This is a genomic window from Burkholderia pseudomultivorans (assembly GCF_001718415.1).
GTDB classification, from domain to species: domain Bacteria; phylum Pseudomonadota; class Gammaproteobacteria; order Burkholderiales; family Burkholderiaceae; genus Burkholderia; species Burkholderia pseudomultivorans_A.
This window is the reverse complement of the sequence record NZ_CP013378.1, coordinates 2,754,717-2,769,863: the sequence shown is the minus strand read 5'-3', so window position 1 is coordinate 2,769,863 and position 15,147 is coordinate 2,754,717. Positions and strand designations below refer to the sequence as shown.

General features: G+C 69.3%; 12 protein-coding genes. 2 read left to right on the top strand and 10 right to left on the bottom strand.

Going from position 1 to position 15,147, the window contains the following annotated elements:
- Positions 1-5 precede the first annotated feature (5 nt).
- Both WS57_RS25085 and WS57_RS25080 read right to left on the bottom strand, forming a co-directional pair.
- Positions 6-2,090 carry a TonB-dependent receptor gene (locus WS57_RS25085; protein WP_069245480.1) on the bottom strand — a complete coding sequence of 695 codons (2,085 nt, stop codon included), beginning with the start codon at positions 2,088-2,090 and terminating at the stop codon, positions 6-8.
- A gap of 247 nt (positions 2,091-2,337) precedes the next feature.
- A complete protein-coding gene (locus WS57_RS25080; RefSeq protein WP_069244973.1) occupies positions 2,338-2,898 on the bottom strand; it encodes a hypothetical protein in 561 nt (186 codons plus the stop codon).
- Between the two features lie 517 nt (positions 2,899-3,415).
- On the opposite strand from WS57_RS25080, the gene WS57_RS25075 reads away from it, so the two are divergent.
- Positions 3,416-4,123 (top strand): OmpA family protein, encoded by a 708-nt coding sequence (locus WS57_RS25075; RefSeq protein ID WP_069244972.1) that lies wholly within the window; start codon positions 3,416-3,418, stop codon positions 4,121-4,123.
- A gap of 103 nt (positions 4,124-4,226) precedes the next feature.
- Here WS57_RS25075 and WS57_RS25070 read toward each other — a convergent pair whose 3' ends face one another.
- The 7 genes from WS57_RS25070 to WS57_RS25040 form a co-directional block, all read right to left on the bottom strand.
- Positions 4,227-5,207: an NADPH:quinone oxidoreductase family protein gene (locus tag WS57_RS25070; RefSeq protein WP_040127151.1), complete on the bottom strand. Its 981-nt coding sequence runs from the start codon at positions 5,205-5,207 to the stop codon at positions 4,227-4,229.
- Positions 5,208-5,328: 121 nt separating this feature from the next.
- Complete coding sequence (locus tag WS57_RS25065; RefSeq protein WP_069244971.1) at positions 5,329-7,158, bottom strand: acyl-CoA dehydrogenase; 1,830 nt, start codon at positions 7,156-7,158, stop codon at positions 5,329-5,331.
- 310 nt (positions 7,159-7,468) lie between these two features.
- Entirely contained in the window at positions 7,469-8,587 is a 1,119-nt protein-coding gene (locus WS57_RS25060; RefSeq protein WP_040127148.1) for a porin, read from the bottom strand.
- A gap of 80 nt (positions 8,588-8,667) precedes the next feature.
- Complete coding sequence (locus tag WS57_RS25055) at positions 8,668-9,423, bottom strand: class II aldolase/adducin family protein (protein ID WP_009693923.1); 756 nt, start codon at positions 9,421-9,423, stop codon at positions 8,668-8,670.
- Positions 9,424-9,482: 59 nt separating this feature from the next.
- Entirely contained in the window at positions 9,483-10,826 is a 1,344-nt protein-coding gene (locus tag WS57_RS25050) for an MFS transporter (protein ID WP_069244970.1), read from the bottom strand.
- Positions 10,827-10,938: 112 nt separating this feature from the next.
- The gene (locus tag WS57_RS25045; protein WP_069244969.1) at positions 10,939-11,727 is read right to left on the bottom strand and encodes an SDR family oxidoreductase; all 789 of its coding nucleotides are present in this window, start codon (positions 11,725-11,727) and stop codon (positions 10,939-10,941) included.
- A 77-nt stretch (positions 11,728-11,804) separates the two neighbouring features.
- Complete coding sequence (locus WS57_RS25040) at positions 11,805-12,275, bottom strand: 2,4'-dihydroxyacetophenone dioxygenase family protein (protein WP_069244968.1); 471 nt, start codon at positions 12,273-12,275, stop codon at positions 11,805-11,807.
- Between the two features lie 265 nt (positions 12,276-12,540).
- On the opposite strand from WS57_RS25040, the gene WS57_RS25035 reads away from it, so the two are divergent.
- Positions 12,541-13,587: an AraC family transcriptional regulator gene (locus tag WS57_RS25035; RefSeq protein ID WP_069244967.1), complete on the top strand. Its 1,047-nt coding sequence runs from the start codon at positions 12,541-12,543 to the stop codon at positions 13,585-13,587.
- Positions 13,588-13,672: 85 nt separating this feature from the next.
- On the opposite strand, the gene WS57_RS25030 is transcribed toward WS57_RS25035, so the two are convergent.
- The gene (locus tag WS57_RS25030; protein ID WP_069244966.1) at positions 13,673-15,088 is read right to left on the bottom strand and encodes an amidase; all 1,416 of its coding nucleotides are present in this window, start codon (positions 15,086-15,088) and stop codon (positions 13,673-13,675) included.
- Positions 15,089-15,147: the final 59 nt, after the last annotated feature.

The window sequence follows — 15,147 nt, the reverse complement described above, 5'->3', positions numbered from 1 at the left end:
GCACGCTAGAAGCGCATCGTCGCGACGAGTTCCGCCGCGCGCGACGGACCGAGCAGCCATTGCTCGCCGCCGTTCGACGTCGTCACCGCGTAGGTGCGGTTCGCGAGATTGCGCAGGTACAGTGCGAGCTCGGTGCGCGGGCTCGCCTGCCAGCGCAGCGACGCATCGAACACCGTGTACGACGGCACCTGCACGCGGTTCGCGTCGTCGCCATAGGTCGGACCGACGTAGCGCACGCCCGCGTTCGCCTGCCAGCGTTCGGCGAAGGCCCAGCCGAGCCACAGGTTCGCCGTCTGCTGCGGCACGTTCGACGGCACGTTGCCGGCGCGCGATACCGTCGCGCCGCCCGACGACTGGTTGAATGCGTCGTAGCGCGCGCGCAGCAGCGCGACGTTCGCATCGACCGTCCAGCCGTGCGGCAGTCGCGCGCCGCCCGTCAGTTCGATGCCGCGCGACGATTGCCGGCCGACCTGCCGGCGCAGCGCCGGATGCAGCGGATCGGTGCTGAGCAGGTTGCGCTTCGTGATGTCGTAGAGCGCGAGCGTCCAGTACGCACGACCGTCGAGCAGCGTCTGCTTGACGCCGGCCTCCCATTGCACGCCCGTCGCGAGCCGGTAGTTCGCCTGCGACGCCGACAGCGTGACGAGCGAACCGAGGCCTTCCGCGCCCGTCGTGTACTGCGCATACGCGCTCAGCGTCGGCGCGATCTCGAAGACGAAGCCGGTGCGCCAGCCGACGTTCGCGAAACGCTTGTCGAAACCCGCGCCGGTCGCGGCCTGCTCGCGGCCGAACGCGATGTGGTCGTAGCGCAGGCCGCTCACCCACGCGAGGCGCGGCAGGACTTCGAGACGGTTCTCGGCGAACACCGCGAACTGGTTCGCGCGCGTGCTGAACTGCAGGACCGTCGGGTCCGGGCTGGCAAACGCGCCGGGATCGAAGCCGTGCGCGTCGACCGTCGATTCGCCGCCGTACGGCGCGTTGTTGGTGCCATCGAACGTGATCCGGTTGAACTCGGCGCCGACGACGAAGCGGTTCGCGCGCCCGGCCAGCGTGCCGTCGAAGCGCGCGCTGAGCCGGTCGCCGACCTGCCGCTGATGATGGGCGATGTCGAGGTAGTCGCCGCGCGTGACGCGACCGGTCGCGGTGTCGAGCGCGTAGCGCTCGGCGTTGCGCCAGTGACGGTTCGAGCTCAGGTAGTAGAACCGGTTGTCGAGCGTCACGCCGGCGGCGGGCCGGTACGTGGCGGACAGCCGCGTCCACTGGTCGTAATACGCGATGGTCGCGTCGCCGACGTTGTAGTTGAGCTTGCGCAGCGACGAATCGAGCACACCCTGCGGCGCCGGCACGCCGTAGTACGTCGCCGGCATCTGGCGGCCGTAGTCGTAGTCGAGCGTCAGCGTGAGGCGCGGGCTCGCGTCGAACTTCAGTGCGCCGCCGAATGCAGTCGCATGCGTATCGGCTCGTTCGGCCAGCCCGTTCGCGCGCGCGTCGCTCGCGTAGAAACGATAGGACAACCGCGAGCCAAGCGCGCCCGTCGTGTCGAAGCCGGCGCGCTTCGCGCCGTCGGCGCCGATGCCGAGCTGGAGCGTCGTCTCGCGCGTGCGTTGCGGCCGCTTCGGCACGACGTTCACGACGCCGCCGATCGCGCCCTCCCCGTACAGCACCGACGCGGGGCCGCGCAGCACCTCGATGCGATCGACCGACCACGTGTCGAACGGAAAGGTGATCGTGCCTGCCGCCGGAAACAGGCGCACGCCGTCGAGCAGCGTCATCACCGATTCCTGCCCGTCGAAGCCGCGCACGCTGAGCGCCGTGCCGCCGGTGCCGGGCGCATGGGCGCTCGCGAAACCCGCGGTGCGCGTCACCGCGTCGAGGACCGTACGGTCGCCGCGCGCATCGATCGCATCGGCCGTGACCGTCTCGACGCTCGCCGGCGTGTCGAGGCTCGCGAGCCCGAGCCGCGAGCCCGTTTCGAGCGGCTGCGTCAGCGGATCGGCGAGCGTGGCGCGGGCGGTGACGTCGATCGACGGCAGCGCATGCCGCTCATCCTGGGCAACCGCGTCCGCGGCGAGCGCGCCGGCGCTCGTCATCGCGCAGCCCAGCAGGGTCGCGCAGCCGTGCGCGGCGCGCAGGCGCCAGCCGCGTTCGTTCCGGCGCGGGCCGGCGTGCCGCCGTTCCGCCCGGGCCAGCATGAGGTTCGTCTTCATCGCGTCGTGTCGATATGCGCAGGGTCGCGTCGCGGGCCGCACCGGCATCCGCGGCCCGCGACGAAAACGTCGGATGATATAACATATCGAATTGACGCGTCAGCAATTTGTCAGGTTCGGCGCGCGCCGCTCACGGCGCCCGGCGCGCATAGGCGAAGGTCGAGCACACGCGGCTCACCGAGTGCGTCTCCGGCTTGCCCGACCACCAGTCGTTGTCGACCGTCCTGCCGTCGCCGACGGCGATTCCCACATGCCAGTGCGTGTTCGGACACGGCAGCACACCGTTGCGCCGCGGCCGCCAGAACACCACGTCGCCCGGCTTCAGGTCGTCCGCATCGTCGATCCTGCGCCAGCGCGACAGCGCCGCGTCGACCGACGTGACGGACGCGAGCTGGCCGATCGGGTGACAGGCCTCGCGGAAAATCGCGCTCACCGTGTACGCGCAGGACAGCAGCCCCGGAAACGTCAGGCCCAGATAGCGGGCGCGCGTCGCCGGCGTCCAGCGCGCCATCCCGTAAAGCGAACCGTCCTGCTTCACGGCTGCGGGCGATGCGAGTGCGGCCTGCGTCAGGCGCTGCGCGAGCGGCTGGTCGCATTGCACGGGCGCGGTTTGCCCGCTGGCTGCGCAGGAAGCGAGGCCGCACGCGATCGGCAGCGTCCACGCGAGGGTGCGAATAAACGTGTTCGTCATCTGTCGAATCCCGATGTCACGGTCGCCGTTCGCTTGCGGTGTGCCCGTTCGAACGCGACCGGCGCAGCATAGCAAACGTCCGGGGAATCGCGCCTTCATCCGAAGGCGTGCCTGTCGCGCAGGACCGGCGCAGCGACACGCGTTTGCGGATTGGTTCGTCAGGACTCCGTGCCACATCTCGTCGATTGTTTCCGGCTTCCGCATCGATCATCGGATGATCGGCCCGCATTGCATCGGAAACGTACCGAAAACGCCGAACGAGTGGACCGCGCGCGCCCGCTTCGTCGGCCACCGCGCATTACGCGCCGTTACCCCGCCAGGTCGCACGAAATTCGCCGCAAACGGCCACTCCGGTTGACGGCGCGCCGTTCGCTCGCGCGCCTCGCGGGCGTGCGCCGCGACGTTTGCTTACACACCGCAAAGGCTTTTCATCGGGCAAGCGGCTAGCCTTGGTTCACCGCGCGAAAACGCCTTTCCGCGCGATCCGTTCGTTATCCGATACGCTGGACGATCCATCATGAAACACGCCTCTTCCCGTTACGATGCCGCCCTCCGGCGTCCTCGCCTCGCCATCGCCGTCGCCGGCTGCGGCATACTCGCCGCCGCATGGTTCGCCGACATTGCGCCTGCGTCCGCGCAGGTGATGGTGCTGGCCCCGCCGGCGCCCGTCCATGAAACGGCGCCGGCGCCGCGCGTCGGCTATGCGTGGGAGCGCGGCTACTGGGGCTGGCAGTACGGCCGCTACGTCTGGGTGCCCGGCCACTGGACCGCGGTCGAACGACGCGTCGCGATGCCGCCGCCCGCCGCGCCGGTCGCACAGGTGATGCGGCTGTCGGCCGACGCGCTGTTCGCGTTCGATCGCGGCGACCTCGCCGACATCCTGCCGGGCGGACGCGCGGACATCCGCGAGATCGCGGCGAGACTGAGCGCCACCCGTTTCGGGCGCATCGAGGTTCGCGGCTACACCGACCGGCTCGGCTCCGCGGCCTACAACCAGCAACTGTCCCAGCGTCGCGCGAACGCGGTGAAGGCGCTGCTCGTCGAGCACGGCATCCCGGCCGACCGCATCGACGCACGCGGGTTCGGCGCACAGGATCCGATCGCGCAGTGCGCCGACACGATGCCGCACGACCGGCTCGTCGCCTGCCTGCAGCCGGATCGCCGCGTCGAGATCGTCAGCTTTGCGCGCGACGATGCGCGCGACGCGATGCCGTCGCCGCCGTGATGCGTCGACGCCCGGCCGCGTGCGTCGCGCGTCGGCAAGCCCGGCGCAGTCGTGCGCGAGCGTGCCGGGCGGCACGCACCGACAGCGTCGCGACAGAACCGGCTCAGGCCTCCGGCAGGATCACCACCTTGCCCTTGACTTGCCGGTTCGCCATTCGCGCAATCGCGTCCGCCGCGCCCGCGAGCGGCACGCGCTCGGTGATCGCGGGCCGCACCTTGCCCGATGCGAACCATTCCGCGAGCTGGCGCATGTTCGCGGCGTGCTGCGCGGGGTCGCGCCGCATCGCGTCGCCCCAGAATACGCCGAGGATGTCGCGCTCCCTGAGCAGCGCAAGGTTCAGCGCGATCTTCGGGATCTCGCCGGCGGCAAAGCCGACCACGAGGAACCGGCCGCGCCACGCGGTCGCCCGCAACGCCGCTTCGCTGTATGCGCCGCCGACCGGATCGTAGACCACGTCCGCGCCGCGCCCGCCGGTCAGCTCGTCGACGCGGCGACGCAGATCCTCGGTCGCGTAGTCGATCGTCTCGTCGGCGCCCGCCGCGCGACACAGCGCGAGCTTGTCGGCGCTCGACGCGGCCGCGATGACGCGCGCGCCGAGCGCTTTCGCGATCTCGATCGCGGCAAGCCCGACGCCGCCCGCCGCGCCGAGCACGAGCAGCGTCTCGCCCGCCTGCAGCCTCGCGCGCTGCTGCAGCGCGTGCAGCGACGTGCCGTAGGCGAGCACCAGCGTCGCGCCCTGCTCGAACGTCATGCCGGGCGGCAGCGCGGCGATCTGATGCAGGTCGGCGACGCACTGCTCGGCGAAACCGCCATGGCCGGTAAACGCGACGACCGCGTCGCCGGGCTGCCATGCGCTCACGCCCTCGCCGACCGCGTCGATCACGCCGGCCAGTTCGGCACCGGGCGAGAACGGCAGCGCCGGCTTTACCTGGTACAGCCCCTGGACGATCAGCGCGTCGGGGAAATTGAGCGACGCTGCCTTCACGCGAATCCGCACCTGGCCGGCGGCCGGTTCGGGCGCCGCCACGTCGTCGATTCGCAGGCTGTCGATCGGGCCGAATGCGGTACACAACAGGGCTTTCATGCTGACACTCTCCTTGCGCGGCGTGGCCGGGCATTCGTACGATGCGCGGGACGATCCCGCACGATGCGTTCATGAAAACCGCGCACCGGCCCGGTCGAACGGGCCGGTGCGCGACCGATGCTCAGAACCACGCGTCGCGCATGTCGAGCGTCGTCGTATCGACGCTCGCGAGCAGATCGAGCTGCGCGTCCACCTTCGGCAGTTCCCAGCGAAAGAAATAACGGGCGGCGGCACGCTTGCCTTCATGGAAGTCGTCGCTTTCCGCCTGCGCGGCCAGCGCGACGTCGAGCCACAGCCACGCGACGACGACATGCCCGAACGCCTCCAGATAGACGCTCGCATTCGCCAGTCGCCGCTGCGGGTCGCCGATCGCGTCCAGCTCGCGCGTGACGTCCAGCAGCCGCGCCCAGCGCCGTGCGAGCGCATCGGCCTGTGCCGCCGCTTCGGCGTTCGCCTGTCGCGCACGCTCGACGGTCGACGCGACCCGCGCGTCGAGCGCGCGTAGCGCGGCGCCCTCGTCCTGCCCGACCTTGCGGCCCAGCAGGTCGAGCGCCTGGATGCCGTGCGTGCCTTCGTGAATCGGGTTCAGACGATTGTCGCGATAGAGCCGCTCGACCGCATAGTCGCGCGTGTAGCCGTAGCCGCCGTGCACCTGGATCGCGAGATCGTTCGCGGCCAGACACCACTGCGACGGCCAGCTCTTCGCGATCGGCGTCAGGATGTCGAGCAGGCGCGCCGCGTCGTCGCGCACGTGTGCATCCTCGTGTGCGCGCGCTTGGTCGACGAGCCGCGCGCAGTACAGGATCAGCGCCAGCCCGCCTTCGACGTAAGCCTTCTGCGCAAGCAGCATGCGCCGCACGTCCGGGTGCGCGACGATCGGCGCCTGCGGTGCGGCGACATCCTTGCCGGCCGGCCCGAGCGGACGCCCCTGCGGCCGGTTGCGCGCATAGTCGAGCGCATGCAGGTAGCCCGTATAGCCGAGCGCCACCGCGCCCGCGCCGACGCCGATGCGCGCTTCGTTCATCATGTGGAACATATAGGCGAGACCGTGATTCGGTTCGCCGACCAGAAAGCCGATCGCCCCCGCGCGTCCGCCGGGACGATGGCGCGTGCCTTCGCCGAAGTTCAGCAGGCAGTTGGTGGTGCCGCGATAGCCCATCTTGTGGTTCAGCCCGGCGAGCACGACGTCGTTGTGCTCGCCGCGCACGCCCGCATCGGCGCCCGGCAGGTACTTCGGCACGATGAACAGCGAGATGCCGCGCGTGCCCGGCGGCAATCGGCCGTGTTCGTCGGGGATCTTCGCGAGTACCAGGTGGACGATGTTTTCCGCGAGTTCGTGCTCGCCGCCGGAAATCCACATCTTGTTGCCGGTGAGCCGGTAGCGCGGGCCGAGCGGCGATTCGCCGTCGAAATCGGCGCGCGTCGCGATGTCGGACAGCGACGAACCCGCCTGCGGCTCCGACAGGCACATCGTGCCGAGGAATCGCCCTTCCAGTTCGGGGCGGGCAAACGCGTCGACCTGCGCGGGGCTGCCGTACGCGACCAGCAGGTTCGCGTTGGCGACGGTCAGGAACGGATAGGCCGCCGTCGCGATGTTCGCGGCCTGGAAGAACAGGAACGACGCCGCCTCGATCAGCTTGGGCAGCCGCATCCCGCCGAGCGCCTCGTCGTGCCCGGCCGCGATCAGGCCCGCTTGCGCGAACGCGCGTACCGCGGGTTCGACCTCCGGGATCAGCGTCACGCGTTCGCCGTCGAATTGCGGCTCCTCGCGATCGCCGCGCGCCGCATGCGGCGCGAACAGGTCGGCGGCGATCCGCTCGCTGGTATCGAGCACCGCATCGAAGGTCTCGCGACTGTGCTCCGCATAGCGCGGCAGCGCGACGAGCGCCGCTGCGTCGAGCCAGTCGTACAGCAGGAACGCGAGATCGCGTCGCGACATCAACAGGCTCATCGCGTCGCCTCCCGCAGCGTCGGGTGCTGCCCTTCACCTGCGCGGCGCGTCAGCGCGCCATGCCTCCTCGATGCATGCTCCATCGCGTCCGTCTCCTGTCGATCGGCGTCCGGCGTTCGCGCGCGAATACCACGCCCGCTTCCCTGTCGCGCGGTCGGGCCGAACGACGGCGGCCGCGCCGCGGCGGCGCCCGGCCGGGACCTCGAAGACGGGCCGGCGATCGCGCGAGCCGATCGGCAATTTAGCACGACCGTTCGCGAACAACAACGCGGGGATGCGCGAAGCGCGCGGCGGCCGACAACGGCCGCGCTCAGAATCGATGCGTGATGCCGACGCCCGCGAGCACCTGCGTCGCGCCCGGCACGCCGACGCTCACGCCCGACCAGCTCGCGGTCGAGCTGCCGTTGTTCTTGATCCAGCCCGCGCGCGCATAGACGCTGGTGCGCTTCGACAGCAGATGGTCGACGCCGAGCTGGGCCGCGATCGCGTTGTCGTGCGCGCCGCGTACGCTGCGCTGGACGAGCGCGAATTCGATCGTATCGGTCACCGTCGGCGAGATCGTCGCGCCCGCCTCGGCGACGCTGTACGGATGCGCGCTGCCGAGCCGAGCGGTCAGCGATCCGGGCGATGCGTCATTGGGCCGGTTGTACGTGTAATTGAACTGCAGGTTCACGATGCCCCACCGATACGCGAGCGCCGCGCCGAAGTACTGCGCGCCCGGCACGTCGAGCGCCGCCGGCAGGCCCGGAAACGACAGCGTGCCGGGACGCTGGTTGCCGTAGCCGACGCCCGCATACAAGCCGTGCCCGGAATACGACAGCGTCACGCCGAGCTCGTTGCCGCTCGTGCGCCGCAGCGGCTGCGTGGCGCTCGACGCGAACGCGTACATCGCGCGCAGCCGCCAGCCGCCGACGACCGGCGACTGATAGAGGATCGAATTGTCGGCGCGGCCGGTATCGTATTGCGTCGCGAGCGTGAGGCGATCGATCGCGGCCATGTTGCCGGAGTACGGCGACGTCGCGTCGTTCAGCCCGAACGGATCGGTCGGATAGACGAGATAGAAGCCGGGACCGTATTGCCGGCCGAACGACAGCATCCCGTAGCGATCGTCCTGCAGGCCGACCCACGACTGACGAACGAACATCGCGGTGCTGTCGAGGTACAGCGAGCCGTTGTTCAGATTGAAGCCGTTCTCGAGCACGAACCGCACGCGCAGGCCGCCGCCGAGATCCTCGGTGCCGCTCAGCCCGAACACCGACGTCGACGCGCCGCCGCTGCGCTGCGAAAACGCATGCGCGCCGCCGTTGCCGAGATACTGGATGAACGCATCGGTGATGCCGTACAGCGTGACCGACGAATCGGCCGCGAGAGCCGAACCCGATGCGAGCGCAAACGCGGCGCCGCAAACGCCAAGCATGGTCGAGCGCATTGCTGTCTCCTTTCTTGTCTTGTCTGTATCGACCGGATGCCGGTCGCTGCCGCTGCTGCGTGGTGTCCTGCTGCGTCGGCTCAGGTCGCGTAGCCGGGATTGCGGCGGTCGAGCCGGCGCAGCAGGCCGGGCCACACGAGCTGCTCGGGGCCCATGTTGCGTGTCGTGATGCGCGACTGCCGCGCGATGCCGTCGAGAATCGGCTGCGGGATCGTGCGCAGCGCGCCGCCCGCCTGGGCGCGCACCTGGATTGCGCAGGCCGCTTCGGCGAAATACATCCGCACGAACGCCGCGGCCGCGCTGGCGCCGACGGTCAGCAGTCCATGATTGCGCAGCATCAGCGTGTCGCGGTCGCCGAGATCGCGGACGAGCCGCGGCTTTTCTTCCGGCTCGACCGCGATGCCCTCGTAGTCGTGATATCCGAGCGAGCGCAGCACCAGCAGCGACTGCTGCGAGATCGGCAGCAGCCCGTCGGACTGCGCGGACACCGCAACGCCGTTCAGCGAATGCGTGTGCATCACGCAGCACACGTCCTCGCGCGCCGCGTGGATCGCACTGTGGATCGTGAAGCCCGCTGGATTGATGTCGTAGGTCGACGGCGCGAGCTTGTTGCCGTCGAGATCGATCTTGACCAGCGACGACGCGGTGATCTCGTCGAACATCATCCCGTACGGGTTGATCAGGAATTCATGCGTGCCCGGAATGCGCATCGAGATATGCGTGTACACGAGGTCGTCCCAGCCGTACAAAGCCGTCAGGCGATACGCGGCGGCCAGGTCGACGCGCGCCTGCCATTCGCCGGCCGTCATGTCGCGCTTGATATCGGTGTCGTTCATCTTGCTTCCTCCGGAATGAAATAACGGGCGGCACGATTGCCGCGCCGGCTGCGCTCGATTCATCGGCCCGTCGCGCGCTGCCCGCCGGCCGGCAGCGCATTGCGCATGCCGAAGCCGACGGCCATCGCCGCGACCAGCAGCAACAGCGCCATCGCGTCGATCGCGGGCACCAGGCTGCCGGTGCGGGCCTTGACCAGTCCGATCAGCGCAGGGCTCGCGCCCGAAACGCTCGCCAGCGAATTGACGAACGCGATGCCGGCCGCCGTGCGGCCTTGCGTGAAATAGCGTGTCGCCATCGCCCAGAAGATCGGCGTCGACGACACCAGTGCGGAGCCGCCGAACGCGAGCGCGGCAATCGTCCACGGCAGGCTGTGCTGGACCGAACGGCCCAGCGCGAGAAACCCGAGCGCGGCCGCGACGAATGCGAACGCCCAGTGCAGGCGCTGCTCGTTGCGCAGATCGGAATGCCGGCCGTAAAGAATCATCGCGGCGATGCCGAACACGTTCGGAATCACGGTATAGAGACCGATCGCGCGCGGATCGTCGACGCCGAGCTCGCGAATCAGCGTCGGCACCCAGAACGCGAGGAAATAGCCGGCGCAGCCGTTGACGAAGATCCCGAACGCGAGCAGATACGTGCGCGCGTCGCCGATCACGCGCATCAGCGAACGACGTTCGTGTGCGTCGCCGGGCTCGGCGAGCGCGGCGTGAATCAGATCCTTCTCGGCGGCGTCGAGCCACTTCGCGTGCTCGGGCCGGTCGGGCAGCAGCACGAACACGAGGCCCGCGGCCAGCATCGTGGGCAGCCCCTCGATCAGGAACATCCATTGCCAGCCTTCCAGCCCGCCCGCCTCGTGCAGCGACTTCAGGATCACGCCCGACACGGGGCCGGTGACGAAGCCGGCCGCGACGCTCGCCATCATGATCAGCGCGATCGCACGCGCCCGGCGATTCGACGGGAACCAGTACGTGAGGTACAGCACGATGCCCGGAAAGAAACCGGCTTCGAAGACGCCGAGCAGAAAGCGCATCACGTAGAACTCGGCCGGCGTGCGCACCAGCATCGTGCCGGCGGACGCCGCGCCCCACAGCAGCATGATCCGGAACAGCGTCGCACGTGCGCCGATGCGTTGCAGCAGCAGGTTGCTCGGCACCTCGAACAAGGCATAGCCGACGAAGAACATCGTCGCGCCGATGCCGTAGGCCGCATCGCTGAAGCCGAGCGACGTCTTCATCTGAAGCTGGGCGAAGCCGACGTTCGAGCGGTCGACGAAACTGAACAGATAGCAGACGAACAAGAACGGAATGAGGCGCCGCGTGACCTTCGCGTATAACGCGTCGAGCCGCGGCGACGCCGCGAGCGCCATTCCGGCGTCGACCTGCCTGCCCGCAGTGGAGGACATGGGAATCCTTGACAGATGCTGCGATGCGCCCGCCCGTCGGGAAGGCGCCCGCGATAGGTTGAACCGGCCGACGCCGCTCGTGCCCGCGCCGACACGCGCGTTCCACCGGCCATCAGGCCGGGCACAGGCCGCCGTCGACGACCAGCTCGGACGCCGTCACGAAGCGGCTCTCGTCCGACGCGAGATAAAGCGCCGCATAGGCCACGTCGTCCGGCTCGCCGAGCCGTCCCATCGGAATGTGGCGCGTCAGCGCGCGCGTCGCCGCTTCGTCGCCCAGCTGCGCGAAGACCGGCGCAACGATGCCGGTGCGCACGTACGCGGGGTGGATCGAATTGCAGCGCACGTCGAGACGGTTGCGCGTGCAATCGATCGCGATCGACTTCGTCAGCATCGCCACCGCGGCCTTCGACGTGTTGTATGCGATCAGGTCCGGATCCACCCGGAACGCGGCCACCGACGAGATATTGACGATCGAGGCCGGCTGCGCGTCGCGCAGGTACGGCAGCGCGTGCTTGCAGCCGAGCATGACGCTGTCGACGTTGATCTCCATCACGCGCCGCCATTCGGCCTGCTCGATCTGCGCGAGCCCGCCGCGCGAGCCGACGCCCGCATTGTTCACCAGCACGGACACGCCGCCCATCGCGTCGGCGGCCTCGCCGAGCAGCGCTTGCCAGCGCGCCTCGTCGCGCACGTCCTGCACGGCGCTCCATGCGACCTGCTCGCCGCACGCCGCATTGATTTCGTCGGCGAGCCGGGCCAGCGCCGACGGCTCGCCGATATCGGTCAGGAAAACCTTCGCGCCCTGCTCGGCCATGCGGCGCGCAATCGCGCCGCCGAGCCCGCCGGCCGCGCCGGTGATGTAAGCACGCTTTCCTGCCAGACGAAGAAGATGGGATTTCATATCGATCGGTTCGAGTGGGAATGGTCGGTCGCGCGTCCCGGCCGGGACGCGCGCGGAACGTTTGGCTGCGCGCGCGTTCATCCGCCGAAGGCGGTGATGTCCTTCGGCGCGATGCGGTGTCTTTCGCAATGGGACAGGTAGCGCTGCATCGCCGACTTCCAGTTCTCGATCGACAGGATCCGGTCGTTCTCGTCGAGGTAGACCAGCTCGCCCTGCACGATGTTGAGCGTCACGATTTCCTCGCCGGGCAATGCCTGCGGCGTGTGGCTCGACGCCGCCGTCTCGAACACCAGGCTGCCGGGGCCGGCCACCCAGTCGTGCTCGACATATTTCCAGCGCCCCTTCAGCGTATAGACGATCACCGTGCCGGTGTGGTGATGCTTCGGCAGCTGGCCGCGTCCGGGCGACTTCATCAGCGCGATGATCTCGCCGCGCGTCGGGTCGAGCTTGAAGTATTTCAGCAGCACGTCGGGCAGCTTGTCCGACATCGGCACCCACGGAATCGACGCATCGTCGATGCATTCGGTCGCCACGTTTTCGTAGAACATTCGTCGTCTCCTTCGAGGGCGCGTCGTCGCGATCGCAGTGCGATTGCGCGACGCGCGCAGTGTCTGATGAGGCAGATGCGGCCGTCGTTTGCGCCGCTGCGCATCGATGCAGCGGGCCGGCTGCCGGTCGTCCGCCGGGGCCGATCGTTCGTGCACCCGGTTCGCCTATGATGGTCAACCCCGGTTGTCCTGCCCTTGTTCGAATGGGACACTACGTTGTCGAATCAGGACAGCGCCTGCGCGCGCGAACTTCGGGAGCCACGTCGTGCGAACACCCCTCTACCGCTTGCCCGGTCATTACTATTCGGGACTTGCGCAGATCGTCGTCGAACACCTGCCGGATCTTCGCGATTTCACCGAGCGATCGGGGCTCGACCTGCGGATGCTTCGCGATCCGAACGGCACGCTCACGCTTGCGCAGCTCGACTGCCTGATCGAGACGGCCAGCGACGTCAGCGGCTGCGCGCATCTCGGGCTCCGGCTCGGCCAGCGCGCACGGCTGACCGGGCACGGCGCGCTCGGCTACGCGCTGCTCAGCAGCAGCACGCTCGATGAACTGGTGCGGCTCGCCGCGCGCTATTACCACCTGATCCTGCCGGTCGTGACGATGCGCTACGCCCGACGCGCGGGCTGCGCGGAAATCACGTTCACGCCCACCGTCGCGATGCGCGGCCGCACGCTGCAGTACTTCGTCGAAGCGCTGGCCGCATCGTTCCAAGTCCAGATCGACGGCCTCGTCGGCGCGGACAACGACGATTACGACATTCACCTGTCGACGGATGAACCCGCCGAGGTCCATCGCTATCTGGGGCGCCGCCTCGCGCGCTATCGCTTCGGCAGCCGCGGCACGCCGGGCGTGACCGTGATGCTTGCTGCGTCGCTGCTCGACCGGCCGCTGCCGATGGCGAACCGGCTCGCAAAGGAGCGCGCGGAGGCGCAGTGCGAAGCGCGCTCGCGCATGCCGGCCGACGCGGACGACGTGGTGGCGCTGATCGAAATGATGCTCACGCAGAGCAAGGATTTCCGCTTGACGCGCGAGGACGTCGCGGCGGCCATGAACGTGACCGTGCGAACGCTGAATCGCTATCTCGGCAAGCAGGGACAGACGTTTCGCGACGTGTGCCAGCGCACGCGCTTCGCGTATGCGTGCCGGCTGCTCGACGAGCGCAGGCTGACCGTCACGCAGATCGCCGCCAGGGTGGGCTTCAGCGACGTCGCCAACTTCAGCCGCAGTTTTCGCGAATACATCGGCGTGTATCCGACGCGCTATACGGAAATGCCCGAGGAATCGCCGCCGGCCGGCCGCGCATGAGTGCGCGCGCGGCGCGAGCCGGGTAGCGCGATGTCGTCGTCGACGCAGGCGCGCGACGACCACATCGGGCCGCGCAACCCGGCGTCTACACGGTCGAGCGCGCCGCCGCCGGTTCCGGCCACGCACGCCGGGCCGGACCCATGTCCTCCCAGCGCTGCGCGATTTGCAGCACGCCGTGATCGTCGAAGCGCCGCCCGACGATCTGCAGCCCGATCGGCAAGCCGTCGGCCGTATAACCGCAGTTGATCGATGCGGCCGGCTGCTCGGACATGTTGAAGACGATCGTGAACACGACCTGCTCGATCGGATGCAGCCCGTCCATGTCGAGATGCGTGGCCTCGGCGTCGAAAGGCGGCTGCGGGAAAGTCGGCGACAGTACGTAGTCGAAGTCGCGCGTCGCGGCGAGGGTTCGTTCGCGCAGCGCGAGCATCTTCGCGTACGCGTCGTAGACTTCGTCGCCCGTTGCGCCGGCATCGGCCAGCGCGCGGCGCCGCACGAATTCCGCGACCTTCGCGCGCCGCGCCTCGGGCAATGCCGCCAGCGTGCCGCGCAGGCGCGCGGCCCAGAAGCGTGCGACGGCGAGCAGCGTGCCCGGCGAAATCCACGGCTGCACCGGCACGACGGTCGCGCCGGCCGCCTCGAACGCCGCCGCCGCCCGCTCGATCGACGCACGCACGTCGGGCGCGACGCGCACGCCGTTGCCCGGCTCGAGCCACAGGCCGATGCGCAGGCCCTTCACGTCGCGCTCGAGGTTCAGCCAGTCGATCGGCTGATACGGCAGGCTCATGTGATCGCGCGCGTCCGGCAGCGCGATCGTCTGCATCGCCAGCGCCGCATCGCGCACGGTGCGCGTCAGCGGTCCCGTCACGCGGCCCGGATACGGCATGTCGACCGGTACGCGGCCGAAGCTCGGCTTGAAGCCGAATACGCCGCAAAACGCAGCGGGGATCCGCACCGAGCCGCCGATGTCGGTGCCCAGGTGCAGCGGCCCGTAGCCTGCCGCGGCGGCCGCGCCCGCGCCCGAACTCGATCCGCCGGTATTGCGGCGCAGGTCCCACGGATTGCGCGTGAGCGGATGAAAACTCGACACCGCGGCGCCGAGCAGGCCGAAGTCCGGCATCGTCGTCTTGCTGACGAATACCGCGCCGGCTTTGCGCAGGCGCGCCGCGGGCGGCGAATCCTCCGCGGCGGGAACCAGCTCGGTCGCGGCGCAGCCGAGCGGCACCGGCACGCCGCGCGTCGCGATGTTCTCCTTGAGCGTGACCGGCACGCCGTCGAGCGGGCCGGCGGGCTCGCCGCGCATCCAGCGCGCCTCCGATGCGCGCGCCATCGCGAGCGCACCGTCGGCATCGAGCGCGTAGGTCGCGCGGATCAGCGGTTCCCAGTCGGCGATGCGCGCCAATACCGCCTGCGTGACCTCGACGGGCGAAAGCGCCTTGCGGCGATAGCCGTCGATCAAGCGCGCGGCGCTGAGTTCGTTGACCGATTCAGTCGTATCCATGATGATCCAGAGAGCGCGCCGGACGGCGCGGATTGCACGAGAAAACCGGTATCGCGTTC